The sequence below is a fragment of the Pelosinus fermentans DSM 17108 genome (assembly GCF_000271485.2).
Taxonomy (GTDB): Bacteria; Bacillota; Negativicutes; order DSM-13327; family DSM-13327; genus Pelosinus; species Pelosinus fermentans.
On the sequence record NZ_AKVN02000001.1, the window covers coordinates 2,506,141 to 2,526,436 of the forward strand.

Sequence of the window (20,296 nt, forward strand, 5' to 3'; positions counted from 1 at the left end):
AAGTATATTTAAATATACTTTAAAAAAACAGGCTTTTAAAGGAGAAAAATCCATGAATTATATTTTTGACTATATTATGATTCCATTACAGCTTATTATTGTATTCTTTACTTTATATTATTTTATTATTGCTTTTTTTGGTATTTGGCGCAGAAAAGAAAAGAAAATTATGACACCTCAAAATAGCTTTGCTGTTATTGTGGCGGCGCATAATGAGGAACAAGTAATAGGTCAATTGGTAGAAAATCTTCACGTTTTGAAGTATCCTCGCGAGTTATATGATATTTTTGTAGTGGCAGATAATTGTAAGGATAATACGGCGGAAATTGCTCGCGGAGCGGGTGCTATTGTTTATGAACGCTTTTGCTTAGAACAGCGTGGTAAAGGTTATGCAATGGAATGGATGTTTGCAAAACTATTTAAACTAGAGCGTAATTATGATAGTGTAGTAATATTTGATGCAGATAATTTGGTGGATCAAAATTTTCTTTTAGAAATGAATAGTCGATTATGTAAAGGTGAGAAAGTAATTCAGGGATATTTGGATTCTAAAAACCCTCATGATACATGGATTGCCGGTACGTTTGCTATTTCTTTCTGGGTTGTAAATCATATTTGGCATCTCGCTAAATACAATATAGGATTGTCAAGTGTCCTTGGTGGCACTGGTATGTGTATATCTACAGATGTGCTGCGAAAGTTTGGATGGGGAGCAACTTGTCTTACTGAAGATATGGAATTTACGATGAAGGTATTATTAAAAGGTATCCCCACCACTTGGGCTCATGATGCTATTGTATACGATGAAAAGCCCTTAACCTTTGAACAGTCATGGCGTCAGCGTAAACGGTGGGCACAGGGACATTTTGATATAGCAGGCCGATATATTCCCAGCATGTTGTATGAGGGGATTAAGCAACGTGATATTAGAATTTTAGATGGTGTATTGCATCTGTTTCAACCATATTTTTTAATCTTATCAACAAGTTTTGTGTTAATGAGTTATATCTATACCATTGTCCCTTTTTATACTAATATTATAAATAAAATATTACCCGTTGAGGTTATGACAGCGATAGGTGTTGGACAATATCTATTTCCGGTGATGATTTTAGGGATGATTGGTGCCAAAGGGAAATCATGGTGGTACTTAATATTCTATCCATTGTTTGTTTATAGCTGGATACCGATTACTATTTTAGGCTTCTTCCATCGTAATGACCGAGAGTGGAGCCATACACAGCATACTCGTAGTATTAGTTATAAAGATGTATTGTTGACGCAAAAAAATGAATTTACCAAGGAAGATTTTTTAAGTAAGCAAGCTGTTAAATAAAAGATGAGTATTATACTCATCTTTTTTCACAAAATAATGGGATGATAAGAGTTATTATTATAAGGAAGCGTAGGAGGTTAGATATGTTTGAGTTGACAATTGCGGTGAATTTTGAAGCTGCTCATTGTATTCGAAATTACCCAGGAAAGTGTAATCGATTGCATGGACATAATTGGAAAGTAGAAGTAAATATATATGGTTCGCAATTAAACGAGTTAGGAATGTTAGTTGATTTTGTTGATTTAAAAGCGGCGATAAATGGTATTATGGTGAATTTAGATCATTATTATCTCAATGAAATTGAACCTTTTTGCAGAATAAATCCTACGGCAGAAAACCTTGCCAAATATATATATGAAGAATTAGCTAAAACACCGATCTTTAATGAGAATGTTAAATTGCGCTCTATCAGAATATGGGAATCGTCTAATTCTGCAGCCGCATATAGCCAGGAGGCATAATGGTGTCTCATAAGCTCAATATTGTTGAAGTTTTTTCTTCTATTCAAGGTGAGGGAGAATTTGTTGGCTATCGGCAAGTTTTTGTACGTTTGGCTGGCTGTAATTTAGAGTGTGACTTTTGTGATACTCCTTCATCAAGAACAAATGTAATAGAAGGTCAAATTGAAATGACTGCTGGAAAGCGAGATTTTATGACGGTAAAAAATCCAATCTCAATTATGGATCTGTCTAATTATATTAATAAATTATTAATAGTACCCCATCATTCAGTTAGTTTTACAGGCGGAGAACCTTTATGTCAAGCTGAAGGGATAGCTCAACTTCTACCGCACATCAAAGGGCGTATCTATTTAGAGACGAACGGTACATTGCCAGAAAAATTAAAATTGGTATTACCTCATATTCACATCGTTAGTATGGATATTAAGTTGCCTAGCATTATTCATCAAGATGTGTGGCAACAACATAGGCAATTTCTTTCTATAGCTAATGCGTGCAGTACTTTTGTAAAGATAGTAGTTACAGGTAAAACGAATAAAATGGAATTTCAAAAAGCGGTAGAGTTAATTGCTGCAATTGATCAAAAGATTCCCTTAATCATACAGCCCGTGACTCCCATTCATGATTGTGAGGGCGTTACTCCGGATATGATGTTGTTATGGCAAGAGCAGGCCCTTATTTTCCTTACAGATGTACGGGTCATTCCGCAAACTCATAAATTTATGGGACAATTATAAGGGAGGAATCAGTTTGCGTATTTTATTAACTAATGATGATGGAATTGATGCGACTGGTATTCAGGTTCTTTGGCAAGAACTTTTGAAAATAGGGGAAGTAGTGGTGGTTGCACCTGATGTCGAGCGAAGTGCGGCTAGTCAGGCTATTACGGTACATAGCCCTATACGAGTAGATAAATATTGTGCTAGTGATTCTCGGCTTTGTGGTTGGCGTATTGGAGGCACCCCTGCTGATTGTGTGAAAATTGCTTTAGAAACTTTAGTCAGTACAACACCTGATTTTGTGGTGTCTGGAATTAATCATGGACCTAATCTGGGCACTGATGTATTGTATTCAGGAACAGTAAGCGCTGCAATTGAAGGATCTTTACATGGGATACCATCAGTGGCTGTTTCACTGGACTCTTGGAAATCTTCCGATTTTAAGCCTGCAGCTGAATTTACAGCAAAGTTACTGCAAGATATCTTTCAACGCTCATTACCTTCTAATACCTTATTAAATGTAAATGTACCTGCCCTTTCGGCAGAGCAGATTGCTGGGGTAGCGATTACCAAGCTGGGAGTAAGGCAGTATGCAAATGTTTTTGAGCCTCGCCTTGATCCTAGAGGACGAACCTATTATTGGATGGGGGGAGAAGTTGTAGAGAATGTAAATGATGCGGATAGCGATATTGTTGCGATCAATAAGTCCAAAATCTCAGTTACTCCCATTCATTTTGATCTGACTAATTATGGGATTATGGAAACACTAAAAAGTTGGAAGTTATAATAGATAGGATATGGTGATTAGCTTAGCAGCAAAATCGAAATATTATAAATAAATATATAAAATATTGGTATTATTTACTTTTATACTGCATATTTTACAATAGCAATCCTAGTAATACCTACTTGAGGGAGGGGAATTCTGTGTCTAAACGTATCGGTAAGACACGTTTTAATACCACGCCCAAGGGACCGGGAACAGCTATGTTGATAGGAAAAGGCTTTTTTGTCAGTATAATCGTTTCATTGGTTTGCACCTTCTTTTTATCCATTATTAGCTTAGTGACCGAAAATACATACATTGATTATTACATGCAATACGTTATGGTTGGGGTAACTATGGTTAGTATTTTTATTGGTAGTGTATATGCTACCCAGCAGGCCGAGTCTAGAGGATTAATCATAGGTGTTGTGATTGGGATCATCTATGTTTTACTTTCTGTGGGTATTGGTATGGAAATTAGCCAAGAGTCCATTTCGCTATTTGTATTAGCTAACAAATTTATGGCTGGAATTGCGGTAGGAATACTAGGTGGTTTAGTTGGCGTAAATTTGTAATCAGTTGTAAAATCTAGGATGTATTTTCGTGAGGCTTTGAGCCTCTTCTTCTTTTCGTGTATACGAATATAAATGTGCTTGGGGACTACTGAATTTGAGATATAAAGCGGTTTTATTTGATCTAGATGGTACAATTCTTGATGTTCGTTGGACTCGCGTATCATGGGAGACGATTTTACATGAGACGCCAGACTTTACTTTCGAGAATATGGATAAGTTATTAATGATTTGTGGCGTTTAATAAATTTAGTAGTTTATTGTGAAGCCTACTATATAGTACAATAGAAGAAATAGTAGCAAGCTATATTGAAATGGTTGGTGAGATTATGATACATATAGGAATTATTGGTGGTACTGGAGTATATGATCCTAATATCTTAGAAAATGTACGGCAAGATGAAGTCCTAACGCCTTATGGCTCAGTGTCTTATAAAGTTGGTGATTTTGCAGGAAAGAGTATCGCTTTTATTCCCCGACATGGCAGCAAGCATTCGATTGCGCCACATTTAATCAATTATCAAGCCAATATTTGGGCTATGAAAAAAATTGGTGTTAAAATGATTTTAGCAACGGCTGCGGTAGGCTCTTTGAATTTAGATATGAAGTTAGGGGATTTTGTTTTAATCGACCAATTTATTGACTTTACTAAAAATAGGAAAAGTACATTTTATGAAGGTGGAAAAAGCAAAGTAGTTCACGTGGATTTAACAACACCTTATTGCTCCGTTTTAAGAAAAAAATTATTCGTAGCTGCTCAAGAGAATGGCATTGTGGTTCATAATTATGGAACGTATGTTTGTACCGAAGGGCCACGGTTTGAAACACCAGCTGAAATTTGTATGTTCGCTAAGTTTGGTGGGCATTTGGTGGGGATGACTAATGTGCCGGAAGTGGTATTGGCTCGTGAAGCTGAGATGTGCTATGCGACTATTGCTATGGTAACGAACTATGCAGCAGGTATTTCATCCCAGCCTTTAACCTATGGTGAAGTGATTCACGTTATGAATGCGAATACAGAAAAGCTAAAAAAAGTGCTTATGAGTACTATTAAATGTATTGATTTTGAAGCTGACTGTAGCTGCCAACAAGCTTTAAAAGAATATGGTGGTTTTAAATTATAAAGAGTGGTGATAAATTTGTTGCAGACAATAGAGTGGAAAAATAGTACGCTATGGTTATTAGATCAAACCCTGTTGCCTAATCGTATTGAATTTATTGAATGTCATAGCTTTCAAAGAGTAGCGCAAGCAATAAAAAGGTTGGAAGTCCGCGGAGCTCCTGCTATTGGTGCTGCGGCTGCATTTGGCTTGGTTCTTGGAGCGAAGGAGCTTTGTAATGATTCTGACTTTGGGACCAATATCGAAAGGGTAGCCGAGGAATTACGACAAACCAGACCTACTGCTGTAAACCTGTTCTGGGCAATTGAGAGAATGATGTCTATTATTCATAAGGCGAATTGTGACAAAGATATTATTGATTTGGTAAAGGATTTAGAAAAAGAGGCTATTTCCATTGCCAGTGAAGATTGTGCTATAAATCATAAGATTTCTCAATATGGTGCTCAGTTATTTAATGAGCCCGTATCGGTTCTGACCCATTGCAATGCAGGAGCCTTGGCAACTGCTGGTTTTGGGACTGCTTTAGGAGTAATTCGCCAAGCCTTCTCTGAAGGGAAGATTACCCGGGTATTTGCTGATGAAACTAGGCCATTGCTTCAGGGCGCTCGTTTGACAGCATGGGAATTGATGCAGGAAAATATTCCAGTTACTCTAATTACAGATAATATGGCAGGCTGGGTTATGAAAAAAAATATGGTACAGGCTGTTATCGTTGGAGCCGATAGAATTACTTTAAATGGTGATGTGGCGAATAAAATTGGCACTTATAGTGTGGCAGTATTAGCCAAAGAACATAAGATACCTTTTTATGTGGCTGCCCCTGTTTCTACTTTTGATTTTACTATGGAAAGTGGCCTGAATATTCCGATTGAAGAAAGACATGCCGATGAGGTAGCCCAGTTCGCTGGAGTTCTGACAGCGCCAAAAGGCGTAGAAGTTTTTAATCCTGCATTTGATGTCACACCTAATTCTTTGATTTCAGCAATTATAACGGAATATGGTGTACTGGAACAACCCTATCATGAAGCAATTATTGCATTACAACAAAAAAAGATTAAAGGAGTGCTGTAAAATGGAATCAATTATTCGCGATATAAAATTGGCGCCACAAGGACATGATAAAATTAATTGGGTTAAAGAATTTATGCCTGTGTTGAATGTATTAAATGAGGATCTGTCAAAAAATAAGCCTTTAAGTGGTAAAAATGTAGTTATAACTATGCATTTAGAAGCTAAGACGGCTTATTTAGCCTTAGTTCTAAGAAATGCAGGAGCAAATGTTGCTGTAACTGGAAGTAATCCGTTATCGACTCAAGATGATGTAGCGGCCGCTTTAGTGGAAGAAGGCGTTAAGGTTTTTGCCTGGTATAATACCACAACTGAAGAGTATGAGAAGTTTTTACATAAAGCTTTAGATACTAAGCCGGATATCATTGTTGATGATGGGGGCGATTTAGTATCGTTGCTTCATGGTGAGCGAAGTGAGTTACTACCTAATATCTTGGGAGGATCTGAAGAGACTACAACTGGTGTTATACGCTTAAAATCCTTAGCAGCTGAAGGACGTTTGAAATTCCCTATGGTAGCCGTAAATGATGCATATTGTAAGTATTTATTTGATAATCGATATGGTACAGGTCAATCAACCTGGGATGGTATTATGCGCACGACTAACCTTACTGTCACAGGTAAAACCGTTGTAGTTGCTGGATATGGCTGGTGCGGCAAAGGTGTAGCAATGCGTGCTAAAGGATTGGGCGCAAATGTAATCGTTACAGAAATTGATCCTATAAAAGCCATAGAAGCCGTATATGATGGATTTAGGGTGATGACTATGGCAGAAGCTGCAAAGTATGGTGATATTTTTGTGACTTTAACAGGTTGCAAACATGTTATTCGTGGTGAACATATTATTGCTATGAAGTCTGGAGCCGTTTTGGCTAATGCAGGCCATTTTGATCTTGAAATTAATAAAGATGAACTTGCAGAATTAGCAGTTTCTCGACGGACAGTGCGTAAAAATATTGAAGTATTTGTTATGAATGATGATCGCAAGATCTATTTATTAGCTGAAGGACGTTTGGTTAATCTTGCCGCTGGCGATGGACATCCTACTGAAATTATGGATTTATCCTTTGCTATGCAGGCGCTGGCAGTATTGCATATTTTAGAAAATCACAAGGAAATGAAAAATGAAGTATATAATTTACCTGATGAAGTTAATTCTGAAGTTGCTAGACTTAAATTACATGCTTTGGGTATTTCAATCGATGCCTTATCAAATGAACAGAAAGCTTATTTAGGACAAGCTTAAATCTAAGAGTATTTTCTAGTTAGTTCATATTGCTAAATAAAACGGAAGTCTTACAAGTGGAGTATGCTTGTGCTATACATAAAAGTATAGCACCGTTTTTTATGAAGAGTATTTTTGGCAGCGTTAAAAAGGGAGGAAGATAAAATGGCAAAAATTTTATTGAAAAATGCTGAAGTATTAGGAGCTGATGGTATTGTTAAGTCAGCTGATATTGCGGTAGAAGATACTTTAATTCATCAGGTTGGTGATATAGCAGCTGAGTGGCATGCTGATAAGGTGATCGATTGCACAAATAAATTGGCAATCCCTGGTTTAGTTAATACACATACACATGCAGCTATGACGCTTTTTCGTAGCTATGCTGATGATATGGTATTAATGGATTGGCTGCAGAATAAGATTTGGCCAGCTGAGGGAAATTTAGTTGCTGAAGATGTGTATTGGGGGACAGCATTAGCAATTGCAGAAATGATAAAATCAGGTACTACTACTTTTTCCGATATGTATTTTCACATGCCTCAGGTAGCTGAGGCTGTAGCTGAAAGTGGTATAAGAGCTGTGTTGGCTAGAGGTATGGCAGGAGTTGCACCAAATGGTGAACAAGCATTGATAGAAAGCGAAGATTTTTTCCGACAATATCATAATGCTGGCGATGGTCGTATTTCTGTAATGCTTGGACCTCATGCGCCTTATACTTGTCCGCCGGAATATTTGAAGCGAGTGGCGAATCTGGCACAACGTTTAGGAGCAGAAATTCATATCCACTTATCTGAAACAATCGGAGAAGTAGTTGAATGTAAAAAAAAGCATGGAAAATCGCCAATTGAATTAATGAAAGATCTGGGCGTTCTTGAATGTGGCGTATTAGCTGCTCATTGTGTGCATGTATCGGATGCAGATATACTCCTTATGAAAGAGGCAAATGTTAGAGTTGCTCATAATCCTGGAAGTAATATGAAATTAGCAAGTGGCGTTGCTCCTGTACCTGCTATGTTAAAAGCGGGTTTATGCGTAGGGTTAGGTACCGACGGTGCTGCTAGCAATAATAATTTAGATATGCTGGAGGAACTAAGATTAGCAGCTATGTTACATAAGGTTCATGCTTTGGATCCATTATTGATACCTGCTAATACCGCAGTTGAGATGGCTACAGTTAATGGTGCTCAGGCTTTGGGTCTTGGCGATGTTGTGGGCAGGATTGTTCCTGGGTTTAAAGCCGACATTACATTATTTAATATGCATTCTCCTCACTGGTATCCACGTCATGATAGGGTATCACTATTAGCATATTCTGCTGGAGCTGGGGATGTTCATACAGTAATGGTGGATGGTAAAATTCTATTAGATAACAAATGTTTAACGACCATTGATGAAGAGCGGCTCATGTATGAGGCTGATAGACGTGGCAGGCGCCTAGTACAGCATCATCAATCTTAATCCTATATATTCTGGCTGTGTAGGGGTGTTTTTCGTAAACCTGTACTGGCGTCAATCGGCATACCTGTGGTATGCTTCATTCCTTCGCCTTGCTTTATGAAAGATCCCTTCACTGCTATAATCTTAAAGTTAATGCGTACTAGTCAAATTAAAGTTTTAAAATATAGTTTTCTTTCATAAGTTAAATCAATTCTAAAGGATTTAAAGCCAAATATCACGAATACATAATACTAGCAGGAATGAGGAATGGATTAGTTATTTTAAGGAGGTATGAATGATGCGTGCTTTAAATTTTTATTCATCCAATTATCATAGCCAATTAATCTGTAGGCGTAAGACTTGCACCATTCGCCGCGGAGATAAAACTCATAAATATAATGAAGGTGATATTATATGGGTAACAGTTGGAAAACGTTTTGCTCAAAAAAAGAAAATATATACCGCTGTTATTGATCGAGTTTTAGTTAAACCCATATCTCAATTAACAAAAGAAGATTTGCAAGGGGAGAACCCTGAAATTACGAATGTTGATGATTTGATGATCTTCTTACAAAGTATCTATGATAAAACATTTACATTAAGTGATACTGTGACCGTAGTGTATTTTTCAGAAATTATTGAATAAGTATTCTACCGAAATTTTTTATGCGTATAATATAAACTATATTATAAATATATTTATTTTTGAGGAGTGTTTATAGCATGTTAGAAACAAAAGTTCCAGTAGGTATTTCAGCAAGACATATTCATGTATCCCAAGCAGATTTAGATACTTTATATGGAGAAGGGTATCAGCTCACTGTTAAGAAAGACTTATTACAGGTAGGGCAGTTTGCTGCTAATGAAACAGTGGATTTGGTTACAGAGAAGTCTTCTTTTAAAAATGTTCGAATTTTAGGACCTGTGCGTAAGCAAACTCAGGTGGAAATAGCTCTTACAGATGCTTTAAAGCTTAAAATAGGCATTCCAGTTCGTGAGTCAGGAGATACAAAAGGATCTGCCGGCATTACTGTTGTTGGACCTAAAGGTACAGTAACTCTTGAAGAGGGGGTTATTGCTGCAGGGCGCCATATCCATATGAGCATTGATGATGCTCAAAAATTTGGTGTACAGGATAATGAAATTGTCAAGGTGCGTTGTGACGGCGAAAGAGGTTTGACTTTTGATAATGTATTAATAAGAGTTCATGAAAACTTCCGCTTGGAAATGCATATTGATACTGATGAAGCAAATGCAGCAATGTGCAAAAATGGCTGTACAGTTGAAATAATTAAGTAGTAAAGAAAAGACTTGATCAACTTTCTAGAAAATGTTGATCAAGTCTTTTTACAGTTATAAACCAATCAAACAGTGCAGCAGATTAACAAAACGTATCAAAATTCAGCTTTCTTTCAGAATGAGGTTTTATAATTGTTTTAATTTTAAATTTTATTCAATAATAATACTTCCTGTCTAAGATTATTAGTGACATGTTAACTTTAGCACGAAGCGCCATACTGAGTATTCGCCAACTGCTTTTAATTCTGTTAGATAATGCAATAAAGTATACAACACCTCGGGGAAAGGTATCTGTTGGATTGTATTAGCTCGCGGAGGAAGTGTGAAAATAGAGAGTCAGGTGAGCAAAGGGTCAACATTCATAATTATCTTACCACAGTAAAACCCGCAGGTTTATTACTGTGGATTTTTTTGTGAATATTTTACTGTTTTAAATTGATATAAAAAAATATACCATAGGGTTAGTTTTTTACATATTATGTGACACCGTATTGCATCTGCTATTCATAGAATATAGTAAGTGTGTATATGAGGTGATGTTATGGCTGGCAAGAGTAATGAATACAAGTTAAATAATAGAAAACAAAAGGTAGGAGTAGCCTTGAGTGGTGGTGGCATTCGAGGTATGGCACACATAGGAGTACTAAAAGTACTAGTTGAACATAACATTCCAATTGATATGATTAGCGGAACCAGTGCAGGTGCAATCATTGCTAGTATGTATGCTTGTGGCTATACTCCACAACAAATGCAAAATATGATACAAAATATTAAAATGGATGAACTAATTGATTTAAATGTTACTGTAGGTGATCTCTTCAAACACGGTATGAAATGGTTGTTTAATGGTGCGTTTCGTTTTTGGTCTGTATTACCTACTGGTTTTATAAAAGGGGATAAGGTAGAGCAATATTTTTATCATTTATGGCAGAATAAGACTGTAAGAGATACCCAGATTCCAATTGCCATTACGGCTGTTGATTTACATTCTGCAGATACTATATTCTTTACTACTCCAGTCTTTGATCGCCGTGGTATCTTAAATGCAAGATATTATCATAATACCTCATTAACAGAAGCTGTTCGTGCAAGTATTTCAATACCAGGAATATTCTTTCCAAAGAAATATCGGAGTATGACATTAGTAGATGGAGCAGTTAAAAATAATTTGCCAACTGATATTTTGCGTCATATGGGAGCTGATATAGTAATTGGAGTGGATTTAGGCTATGATGGTCAGTTTAACTATGATATTAAGACTGTAGGAGAAATATTAATACAATGTATTGAAATAATGGGGCGGGAAGTAACCTTGCTTAAAGCAGAACAATATGCTGATATTATTATTCGTCCTAATACTTTTCAAACAAAATTTAAAGATACTAAACAAGCTTTGCTATGTATAGGTCAAGGAGAACAAGCGGCAAAAGATAAATTATCATTGATAAAAGCCTTACTGAATAATTAATCATAGATCTATAGTAATTATTAATTACCGCTTTTTTAGGCGGTCTTTTTATGATTTTCATTAGTGTACTTAAGTGAAAATAGCTGCTCTTGATAGAGCAGCCAATACAAGTAATACATTTCTTTAAATCTACTACATATTGCAAATGAATATAAAGATGAATGTTGATTATTAATGAGATTTTTTTTCTTCTTTGGAATCTTTGGATGATATAGTAGTGGTTTTCATATTTTTCAATGCTTGTTGTTGTTTACTCCACTCATTCGTACGATCAGGATGCTTTTCACCCATAATTATCACCTCCTGATTTAGTTTTCCCAAGGTTTTTTATTAAATTCAAAGTAATATATATTATTCTAAAGAACATGGAGAAATTAGTTAATTATAGTTAAAAGGGGCTGTCGCGCTAAGACAGCCCTAAAAACAAAAGACGGCAGTCAGCAGTAGCTGAAAGCCGTCTTTTGTTGTAAAATCAAGATTGTGAAAAACAAGAAATTACCTTTAAATTATACAGCAGACGGAAATGTATATCAACTGGTATTCCCGATGGACATTGGAGAGATGATCCCGGTAGATGATTCGGTACGGCTACTCAGCGTGGTGTTAGAAAGGATGGATTATAGCAAACTGTACGCCGCGTACTCTCGGATGGGGAGAATCGAGATTTCACCGAGACGTCTATTTAAAATCGTCGTATATGGATATATGAACGGTATCTATTCGAGCCGCAAGCTCGAACAGGCTTGCCGGCGAGACGTCAACTTCATGTATCTCTTAGGTCGGGAGAAAGCACCCAATCACGCCACCATCGCACGCTTTCGCAGCGAGCGACTGCCAGCGGTTATAGACGATCTGTTCTCCCAGCTTGTACGGCTGTTGGAAGAAGCGGGCGAACTGTCGCTCTCAAGTGTATTCATCGACGGAACCAAGCTGGAGGCCAATGCTAACCGCTACAGCTTTGTCTGGAAGAAATCCACGCAAATGAACGAACAGAAGCTACAGGCAAGGATGAAATCAGATCTGCCGACGCTAGCAGCAGAGTTCGGTCTGCGTTTTCATGTTGGTCAGAAAATTAAGGCCAAGGACCTAAAGAAACTGCGCAAACGGCTAAAAGCCCTGCAAGCCGAACGCGGCATTGTCTTTGTTCACGGCAAAGGGCAACGCAAAAGTCCGCTGCAGCGGGCTCTGGAGAAGGTAGAGGACTGCCTTACCCGGCAGAAGCAGTACGACGACTACAATCACAGCTTTGGGGAACGCAACAGCTTTTCCAAGACGGATAGAGATGCGACGTTCATGCGGATGAAAGAGGATCATATGAAAAATGGTCAGCTTAAACCAGGCTACAACGCTACCCTGGCAGTGGACGCCGAATATATTGTAGCCGCCATGATCAGTCAGGAGCGCAGCGACAGCCAAACATTGATCCCGATGCTGGAGACGCTCAAGGGACTGGGGTATACAAAGCCGGTAGCGGACGCGGGTTACGAGAGTGAGGAGAACTACACTTGGTGCGAGAAAAACGGACAATTCGCGTTTATTAAGCCGCGCAACCATGATACAGCCAAGACGAAGAAATACAGGACGAACATCGGCAAACGGGAAAACATGCGCTACGACGCAAACACCGATAGCTATCTATGCCACATGGGTCGGCCCATCCGGGCAGCATATGAGAAAAAGACCAAGTCTAAAGCCGGTTATCCGATTGTAACAACGGTGTACACCTGCTCGGAATGTACTGACTGTCCGCATAAAGCCCAATGCATCAAAGGAGCAAGCAAGACGCCGCTTGAGCAGCGGAGCAAAAACCTGTATATCTCCAAAACCTTTTTGCGCCAGCGCGAACAAATGCAGGAGCGGATCCAAAGCGAAGAAGGGATCTTGTTGCGCATCAACCGTTCCATTCAGGTAGAGGGGGCTTTTGGGGTGCTCAAACAGGACATGGGCTTCCGGCGGTTTCTGATGAGGGGCAGCGTCAAGGTGAAGATCGAGTTCTTGTTGTTGTGTATGGGGTATAATCTAAACAAACTCCACAACAAAACCCAAAGCAGCCGCTGTGGAAAGTATCTACATATTCCCAAAACGGCCTGACAACCACATACAGACTTTTTCTTAGGGGAAGAGACTTCCTCTATTTCATTATGTCCAAAAATCGCCTGACGGTTTATTTTTCTGTGTTCATCCGCCTGTTTTCTATCTGCTTGCACAAAAAAAGGGGCGCCGCATTACATTTTTTCAAAAAACGTTTTGCGACAGCCCCTTTTAACTATAATTAAGATTTAATTGCTAGAAGTAATGGTGGTCGCATCTGTATCGCAGATACCGCCGGGAGCAATAAATAAAATTTGTTCTACATTAACAGCGATAATTGTACCTATGGGGAATTCCGGTCCATTTATTACATCAACTGGACATGTTAATTGTAATAGAATAAATTCGGAATCTTCCTGTACAATATAAGTTGGTTCCTTACAATGGCGGTTTTCTATTTCGCCTAGAAATGTTCCCGTTAAAGAGTACTCTTCGAGTACTACCGTTATAATTAAGCCACCAGTAAGATCAAAACCCTTTCCTTTCGGATATTTCATTTTCTCTGCTCCTTCATTCATTTTTTAATCATATATATTAAATCACCTGCTGTATACTATTCGTGGATTATAGTAAATGTGACATAGTAAGTTATTATTCATTATTGCTTATTGAAATCACAAAAAATTTAACAAATGGAGAGTGCTGAAATGTAACAATATATTAAAATGAAACCCTGTCAGGAAAAAGAGTGACCCTATGATATGGTTCAATATATTTAGGAGAAAAAACTAGCCATTCATAATTGAGCTGGTTTTTTTATTAAAAGCTGATCGTATCATCTAAGCTTGTTTGATAAACTGAATCATTTAAGCTATAATATTGAAGAATAATGTAGAATTTATGGGAGTTGATATATATGTCAAAACCAGATCAATATAATGTAGAAATACCATCAAATGAAGTGAAGGATTCCAATATAAAATATTTTACTACGTATACTTATGGTTGCCAGATGAACCAACATGACTCTGAGCGATTAGCTGGTCAACTTAAAAGTATTGGCTATGAATATACTGAGAGTCTGGAGGATGCCAGTTTTATTTTAATTAATACTTGCTGCGTACGAGAAAGCGCTGAGAAAAAGATCTATGGTAAAATCGGAGAACTAAAAAATTTAAAGGTAAGCAATCCGAATCTCATTATTGCCATTGCGGGTTGCATGGCTCAAAAGGATAAAGAAAAATTATTTAAAAAAGCGCCACATATCGATTTAATTATTGGTACTCACAACGTGCATCAGTTAGTTGAGATTGTTAAAGAGTTTGAAGAATCAAAAGATCGTGTTTTAGCCGTTTGGGATCAAGCCGAACGTTTAGCACCTGACGTACCTACGATACGTCGCGGAAAGATTTCAGCGTGGGTACCTATTATGTATGGTTGCAATAATTTTTGTACATATTGTATTGTACCTTATGTGAGGGGACGTGAACGGAGCCGCCCTTTACATGATATTATAGAGGAAATTCATCAATTAGGACTAGATGGATTTAAAGAGATTACATTATTAGGGCAAAATGTTAATTCCTATGGCAATGATACAAAAGAATATGGTGATTTTGCTGATTTACTTAAGGCCGTTGATCAAGTGGAAACCATTGAACGTGTTCGCTATATGACATCGCATCCACGTGATATAAACGATAAGGTAATTAATACGATTTTAAATAGTAAAAAGATCTGTGATCATTTTCATTTACCTGTTCAGTCAGGCAGTGATGCCATTTTAAAAATGATGAATAGGGGCTATACAACTGACTATTATCGTGAATTAGTTAGAAAAATTCGCAAAGCTATTCCTCATGCGAGTCTTACTACTGATATTATTGTAGGTTTTCCTGGTGAAAGTGATGAATTATTTCAAGAAACTCTTGAATTTCTTAAAGAAATTCGCTTTGATGCTTCTTATACATTTTTGTATTCTAAACGTTCTGGTACACCAGCAGCTACGATGACTGATCAAATACCTTTGGTAGTCAAAAAAGAAAGACTGCAAAAATTAATGGATGTACAGAATGATATAAGCTTGGAAATTAATCAACAATTCACAGATACTGTAGTGACTGTTATAGTGGAGGGGCCTAGTCAAAGAGATGAGAACAGGCTTATGGGGCGTACCACTACTAATAAGATAGTTCTATGGGACAAGCAAGGAACAGAGGAAGTTGGTCAGCTTGCAAATATTAAAATTACAACTGCACAAACCTGGATATTAAAGGGAAAATTAATCGATTAATCTGACTTACATAGCAATATCCCTTTTTATATAATTTCGACTACACTAAGAAAGAGAGGCGAACACCTATGACGATAAAGTATACCCCTATGATGGAACAATATTTAGAGATTAAAAGTCAGCATGAAAATGAAATCTTATTTTTTCGTATGGGAGATTTTTACGAGATGTTTTTTACGGATGCAGAGTTAGCATCACGTGAATTAGAAATTACACTTACAGCAAGAGATGGCGGACAACGTGTTCCGATGTGTGGTATACCTTATCATGCAGCAGATACTTATATTGCGAAGTTGATTAGCAAAGGCTATAAAGTAGCCATTTGTGAACAAGTCGAAGATCCAAAGCAAGCCAAAGGGATCGTTAAGCGTGAGGTTATCAAAATTATTACTCCGGGTACCATAATTGCCGAAAATCTTTTACCAGATAACAATAATAACTATTTGGCAGTCTTATATGAAGAAGAGGAAGAGCTAATTCTTGCTGCAGCTGATATTTCTACAGGTGAATGTCTCTGGGCAACCTTTTTAGGCTCTCAGCGATTAACAGCATTATACGATCAATTATTTCGCTTAATGCCTACGGAGTTAGTGCTAGCAAGCAAAATTGAAAACATCGAAAAGTTAAATACTTTTATTAGTAATCGCATACCTCATTGTACTCATACAACGTTAACAATTGATAATCTGATGCTAGTTAGCGATTTGCCAAAGCAGCATTTTATGACGGATGATTTGCCTCAACAAGACGTGGCTCTTGCTGCCATTGGTTGTTTATTATATTATTTACACCAGACTGTAAAAACAGATTTGTCACATATCAATCGACTTATAAATTATAATGCATTTGAATATTTGACAATTGATTCCACCAGTATGCGTAATTTGGAGGTGACACGCAACGTAAGAGATGGGGGTAAAAAAGATACCCTGCTTTATGTGTTAGATTATACAAAAACGGCAATGGGTGGTCGTTTGCTCAAAAAGTGGTTGGAATACCCATTAATGAATACAACTCATATTATACAGCGGCAAGATTCTATTGCAGAACTTTTAGAAAAACCCACATTGCGTCAAACCATTCATGAAACATTAGCTAATATTTATGATCTTGAACGAATTTTAACTCGTATTGAAGTAGGTACTGCAAGTGCTCGTGATTTAATTGCATTAAAATCCTCATTAATGGTATTACCTACGATCAAAGAGCAGCTACAAAAAACAAATACGGTCTTTTTAAGTAATTTACACTTTTATCTGCATACTCATGTCGATCTTGTTACCTTAGTCGATACTGCTATTGTAGATAATCCCCCATTCTCTGTGCGTGAGGGTGGATTAATTAAACGAGGCTATGATCTAGAATTAGATGAATTACATACGATAGCGCGGGACAGTAAACAATTTGTGCAGGATATTGAAACGAGAGAAAGAGAAAACACCGGCATTAAGTCTCTCAAAGTCGGCTATAATAAAGTTTTTGGCTATTATATTGAGGTTACTCATTCTCATACAGCTTCTGTTCCGCTTAGTTATGTTCGGAAACAAACCCTAGCAAATGCGGAACGCTACATTACACCTGAGTTAAAAGAATTTGAGTCTAAGATCCTCGGTGCTCAAGAAAAAATTGTTACGATTGAATATCATCTGTTTTCTAAAATACGGGATCATATTAAAGTATATATTAAAGAAATTCAAGAAACAGCCAGACAATTAGCGCAGCTGGATGCTATTATTAGTTTAAGTGAAGTTGCCTTTCGTCATAATTATATTAGACCTACAATAACCCAAACAAGAGAAATTACTATTAAAGATGGTCGCCACCCGATTGTAGAGCGACTATTAAAACGGGAGTTATTTGTTCCTAATGATAGTGAATTGAACCACCATAGTAATGAAATCATGATTATTACTGGTCCTAATATGGCAGGTAAATCCACTTATATGCGCCAAGTCGCACTACTTGTACTTATGGCACAAATCGGCAGCTTTATTCCCGCCCGAGAAGCGATCATTAGCCCTGTTGACCGAATTTTTACCAGGGTAGGAGCCAGTGATGATTTATCAACTGGGCAAAGTACATTTATGGTAGAAATGAATGAAGTTGCACAAATACTAAAGCATGCTACATCGCAAAGCTTAATTATTTTAGATGAAATTGGACGAGGAACGAGTACCTTTGATGGGATGAGTATTGCTCGCGCTGTAATTGAATACATCAAAGAACGTGTTAAAGCTAAAACACTATTTGCGACTCATTATCATGAGCTTACAGAACTAGCTGATTATCATAAAACCGTTAAAAATTATTCCGTGGCAGTAAAAGAGAGAGGGAGCGATGTAGTTTTTTTACGCCGCATAATCCCTGGTGGCGCAGATAAAAGCTATGGTATACATGTAGCCCAGTTAGCAGGCTTACCACAAAAGGTAATTAAACGAGCGCAAGAACTGTTAGTAGAATTGGAACAAAATCATGTACAATCACAAAATCTTTCTCTTTCTGTAGCGGAATCTGCTGCTGCCACCACTCCCATATCCCTATTCACGTCATCGACGGTAGATGAATTATTAGCAATAGACATTACAACAATTACTCCTATTGAAGCGATCAATATTCTCTATCAATTACAAAATCAGGCAAAACAGGAGTCTGGTAAATTATGAGCTTTATTCATGTCTTAGATGAAAATACAGCGAATAAAATTGCTGCAGGAGAAGTGGTTGAACGCCCATCTTCTATTGTAAAAGAACTTGTTGAAAATTCTATTGATGCACAAAGTAAAAATATCGAAATTGAAATTGCTGAAGGCGGTATTGGCTTTATTCGAATAACAGATGATGGTATCGGTATGAGTTCTGAGGATGCACAACTTGCTATTTTACGTCATGCTACGAGTAAAATTAGTGCAGCAGAAGATTTAGCAACAATTACGTCCTTGGGCTTTCGTGGGGAGGCTCTTCCTAGTATTGCAGCAGTGTCTAAGTTCTCCTTAACCACCCGTCTTCATGATAATCAATCATTAGCAACGTATGTAGAAGTGGTAGGAGGAATTACCACTGACATCCGAGAAGCAGGTGGAAGTGTAGGTACAAGTATTGTCGTTAAAGACTTATTCTTTAATACTCCTGCTCGCAAGAAGTTCTTAAAAACGCCCTCTACTGAAAGCTCTCATATTCATGATATTTTAACGAAAATTGCGTTAGCCAATCCTAACATTGCCTTTAAGTTGATTAATAATAATCGATTGGTTCTTTCTACTCCTGGTAATAATCAGTTACAGGACACATTAACTAATATATATGGACAAAAAATTGCTCCTGATTTGCTGCCGGTTCATTATGAAAATACAATTGATAACATAAAAATATCTGGTTATTTATCCAAACCTACCTTGCTAAAAAGTAGTCGTCAGTGGCAAACTGTTATTGTTAATGCAAGAGTGATCAATAGTCGTTCAATAGCGAAAGCTCTGGATAATGCGTATCATTCTTTATTACCTAAGAGCGGATATCCTTTGGCTGTTTTAAATCTTAGCGTTCCCACAGATACGATTGATGTCAATGTTCATCCGCAGAAAAGTGAAGTTAAATTCAGTGATGAACAAAAAATTTTTAGAGCTGTATATAAGGCTGTCATAGAGGTTTTGTCGGCACCGCATGCTCCTGATCAACTGGCAGCTACGGTTGAGTTTAAACCTAACCCCAGCTCTTATTCTCATTCTGCGTCGAATCCATATACGAATAATGACTATAAAAAACCTTCTTATAATGCTGCTTCTGTTCCTATAGTAAGTTCTTGGCAAGAAACTCCACTTCCCTTAAATGTAGTGCGAGATACATTAGAGAAGGAAGAAATGATGTCCTTCGATACACCTGCTCCTAATGTGATATCAACAATTACAGAGGATTCTCAGTTTACGTTATATCCACTAGGACAAGTCGATGACTGTTTTATTATCAGTAAAGGTCCTGATGGTTTGTACATTATTGATCAACATGCAGCCCATGAACGTATCCTTTATGATAAAATGAGTCAACACACAGAGCGTATTCCTTCGCAACAATTACTAGTACCTTTATTTTTGGATTTTGATACTACTGAAATCAATATTATTTCAGAATATCATGATACTTTCTATAAATTAGGGTTCACGCTAGAATTAGCAGGACCGAATACCATGCGCTTATCTGAATTACCTAGTGATATTCCGTTGTCAGAAACCGAAGCGGCGATTAGGCAGATTTTAGAATATATTCAAAACATGCATGATCCTAACCCGCAGGAATTACGCCATCACTGCCTGCAAATAGCATCCTGCCGTGCTGCGATTAAGGCTGGAGAAACACTGAATATGCGGCAAATGCAGGCCTTAATTGGAGAATTATGTAATACCCATTTACCCTATACTTGTCCTCATGGGCGGCCTGCAATGATACGTTTTACTCCTAAAGACTTATATAAAATGTTTAAACGTACATAAATTCTAAACAATTTGACTAT

18 protein-coding genes are annotated in these 20,296 nt (G+C 37.4%); 17 read left to right on the top strand and 1 reads right to left on the bottom strand.

The genetic code is table 11. The annotated features are described in order from the left end of the window. Positions 1–52 precede the first annotated feature (52 nt). From FR7_RS11535 to FR7_RS11595, 14 genes are all read left to right on the top strand, one after another. Positions 53–1,336, top strand: a complete 1,284-nt coding sequence (locus FR7_RS11535; protein WP_007934377.1) for a glycosyltransferase family 2 protein — start codon at positions 53–55, stop codon at positions 1,334–1,336. An 83-nt stretch (positions 1,337–1,419) separates the two neighbouring features. Then, positions 1,420–1,797: a 6-carboxytetrahydropterin synthase QueD gene (gene queD / locus FR7_RS11540; RefSeq protein ID WP_007934375.1), complete on the top strand. Its 378-nt coding sequence runs from the start codon at positions 1,420–1,422 to the stop codon at positions 1,795–1,797. Beyond that, positions 1,797–2,534, top strand: a complete 738-nt coding sequence (locus FR7_RS11545; protein ID WP_007934372.1) for a 7-carboxy-7-deazaguanine synthase QueE — start codon at positions 1,797–1,799, stop codon at positions 2,532–2,534. The genes queD and FR7_RS11545 overlap by 1 nt, the downstream gene beginning before the upstream one ends. Before the next feature lie 13 nt (positions 2,535–2,547). Then, positions 2,548–3,303: a 5'/3'-nucleotidase SurE gene (gene surE, locus FR7_RS11550; RefSeq protein WP_007934370.1), complete on the top strand. Its 756-nt coding sequence runs from the start codon at positions 2,548–2,550 to the stop codon at positions 3,301–3,303. Between the two features lie 140 nt (positions 3,304–3,443). Continuing rightward, on the top strand, positions 3,444–3,857 hold the full coding sequence (locus FR7_RS11555) for a TIGR04086 family membrane protein (protein ID WP_007934368.1): 414 nt from the start codon (positions 3,444–3,446) through the stop codon (positions 3,855–3,857). A gap of 94 nt (positions 3,858–3,951) precedes the next feature. Continuing rightward, positions 3,952–4,098 (top strand): hypothetical protein, encoded by a 147-nt coding sequence (locus FR7_RS23490; RefSeq protein WP_156523275.1) that lies wholly within the window; start codon positions 3,952–3,954, stop codon positions 4,096–4,098. Between the two features lie 70 nt (positions 4,099–4,168). Then, positions 4,169–4,978, top strand: coding sequence for an S-methyl-5'-thioadenosine phosphorylase (mtnP, locus tag FR7_RS11560; RefSeq protein WP_007934365.1), 810 nt, complete (start codon positions 4,169–4,171; stop codon positions 4,976–4,978). Positions 4,979–4,993: 15 nt separating this feature from the next. After that, positions 4,994–6,046 carry an S-methyl-5-thioribose-1-phosphate isomerase gene (mtnA, locus tag FR7_RS11565; RefSeq protein WP_007934358.1) on the top strand — a complete coding sequence of 351 codons (1,053 nt, stop codon included), beginning with the start codon at positions 4,994–4,996 and terminating at the stop codon, positions 6,044–6,046. 1 nt (position 6,047) lies between these two features. Then, complete coding sequence (locus FR7_RS11570) at positions 6,048–7,289, top strand: adenosylhomocysteinase (RefSeq protein WP_007934356.1); 1,242 nt, start codon at positions 6,048–6,050, stop codon at positions 7,287–7,289. Positions 7,290–7,433: 144 nt separating this feature from the next. Then, positions 7,434–8,726, top strand: coding sequence for an amidohydrolase (locus FR7_RS11575; RefSeq protein WP_007934354.1), 1,293 nt, complete (start codon positions 7,434–7,436; stop codon positions 8,724–8,726). Between the two features lie 277 nt (positions 8,727–9,003). Continuing rightward, positions 9,004–9,351 (top strand): ASCH domain-containing protein, encoded by a 348-nt coding sequence (locus tag FR7_RS11580; protein ID WP_007934353.1) that lies wholly within the window; start codon positions 9,004–9,006, stop codon positions 9,349–9,351. 77 nt (positions 9,352–9,428) lie between these two features. After that, on the top strand, positions 9,429–10,004 hold the full coding sequence (gene pduL / locus FR7_RS11585; RefSeq protein ID WP_007934352.1) for a phosphate propanoyltransferase: 576 nt from the start codon (positions 9,429–9,431) through the stop codon (positions 10,002–10,004). Between the two features lie 541 nt (positions 10,005–10,545). Next, a complete protein-coding gene (locus FR7_RS11590; RefSeq protein ID WP_007934351.1) occupies positions 10,546–11,472 on the top strand; it encodes a patatin-like phospholipase family protein in 927 nt (308 codons plus the stop codon). Positions 11,473–12,018: 546 nt separating this feature from the next. Next, positions 12,019–13,563 carry an IS1182 family transposase gene (locus tag FR7_RS11595; protein WP_139181575.1) on the top strand — a complete coding sequence of 515 codons (1,545 nt, stop codon included), beginning with the start codon at positions 12,019–12,021 and terminating at the stop codon, positions 13,561–13,563. Between the two features lie 188 nt (positions 13,564–13,751). On the opposite strand, the gene FR7_RS11600 is transcribed toward FR7_RS11595, so the two are convergent. After that, positions 13,752–14,060 (bottom strand): hypothetical protein, encoded by a 309-nt coding sequence (locus FR7_RS11600; RefSeq protein WP_007934347.1) that lies wholly within the window; start codon positions 14,058–14,060, stop codon positions 13,752–13,754. Between the two features lie 359 nt (positions 14,061–14,419). On the opposite strand from FR7_RS11600, the gene miaB reads away from it, so the two are divergent. The 3 genes from miaB (at position 14,420) to mutL (ending at position 20,276) form a co-directional block, all read left to right on the top strand. Continuing rightward, on the top strand, positions 14,420–15,796 hold the full coding sequence (gene miaB, locus FR7_RS11605) for a tRNA (N6-isopentenyl adenosine(37)-C2)-methylthiotransferase MiaB (protein ID WP_007934345.1): 1,377 nt from the start codon (positions 14,420–14,422) through the stop codon (positions 15,794–15,796). A gap of 68 nt (positions 15,797–15,864) precedes the next feature. Further along, positions 15,865–18,459, top strand: a complete 2,595-nt coding sequence (gene mutS, locus FR7_RS11610; RefSeq protein WP_007934343.1) for a DNA mismatch repair protein MutS — start codon at positions 15,865–15,867, stop codon at positions 18,457–18,459. After that, positions 18,456–20,276: a DNA mismatch repair endonuclease MutL gene (mutL, locus tag FR7_RS11615; protein WP_007934340.1), complete on the top strand. Its 1,821-nt coding sequence runs from the start codon at positions 18,456–18,458 to the stop codon at positions 20,274–20,276. Before mutS ends, mutL begins: the two co-directional genes overlap by 4 nt. Positions 20,277–20,296: the final 20 nt, after the last annotated feature.

What these genes read in the sequence shown, in the direction of transcription:
- FR7_RS11580 (WP_007934353.1), top strand. Translation starts at nt 9,004, where the DNA reads ATGCGTGCTTTAAATTTTTATTCATCCAATTATCATAGCCAATTAATC.
- FR7_RS11545 (WP_007934372.1), top strand. Translation starts at nt 1,797, where the DNA reads ATGGTGTCTCATAAGCTCAATATTGTTGAAGTTTTTTCTTCTATTCAA.
- miaB (WP_007934345.1), top strand. Translation starts at nt 14,420, where the DNA reads ATGTCAAAACCAGATCAATATAATGTAGAAATACCATCAAATGAAGTG.
- FR7_RS11570 (WP_007934356.1), top strand. Translation starts at nt 6,048, where the DNA reads ATGGAATCAATTATTCGCGATATAAAATTGGCGCCACAAGGACATGAT.
- FR7_RS11535 (WP_007934377.1), top strand. Translation starts at nt 53, where the DNA reads ATGAATTATATTTTTGACTATATTATGATTCCATTACAGCTTATTATT.
- queD (WP_007934375.1), top strand. Translation starts at nt 1,420, where the DNA reads ATGTTTGAGTTGACAATTGCGGTGAATTTTGAAGCTGCTCATTGTATT.
- FR7_RS11600 (WP_007934347.1), bottom strand. Translation starts at nt 14,060, where the DNA reads ATGAAATATCCGAAAGGAAAGGGTTTTGATCTTACTGGTGGCTTAATT.
- FR7_RS11595 (WP_139181575.1), top strand. Translation starts at nt 12,019, where the DNA reads ATGGACATTGGAGAGATGATCCCGGTAGATGATTCGGTACGGCTACTC.
- FR7_RS11575 (WP_007934354.1), top strand. Translation starts at nt 7,434, where the DNA reads ATGGCAAAAATTTTATTGAAAAATGCTGAAGTATTAGGAGCTGATGGT.
- pduL (WP_007934352.1), top strand. Translation starts at nt 9,429, where the DNA reads ATGTTAGAAACAAAAGTTCCAGTAGGTATTTCAGCAAGACATATTCAT.
- mutS (WP_007934343.1), top strand. Translation starts at nt 15,865, where the DNA reads ATGACGATAAAGTATACCCCTATGATGGAACAATATTTAGAGATTAAA.
- FR7_RS11590 (WP_007934351.1), top strand. Translation starts at nt 10,546, where the DNA reads ATGGCTGGCAAGAGTAATGAATACAAGTTAAATAATAGAAAACAAAAG.
- mtnP (WP_007934365.1), top strand. Translation starts at nt 4,169, where the DNA reads ATGGTTGGTGAGATTATGATACATATAGGAATTATTGGTGGTACTGGA.
- mutL (WP_007934340.1), top strand. Translation starts at nt 18,456, where the DNA reads ATGAGCTTTATTCATGTCTTAGATGAAAATACAGCGAATAAAATTGCT.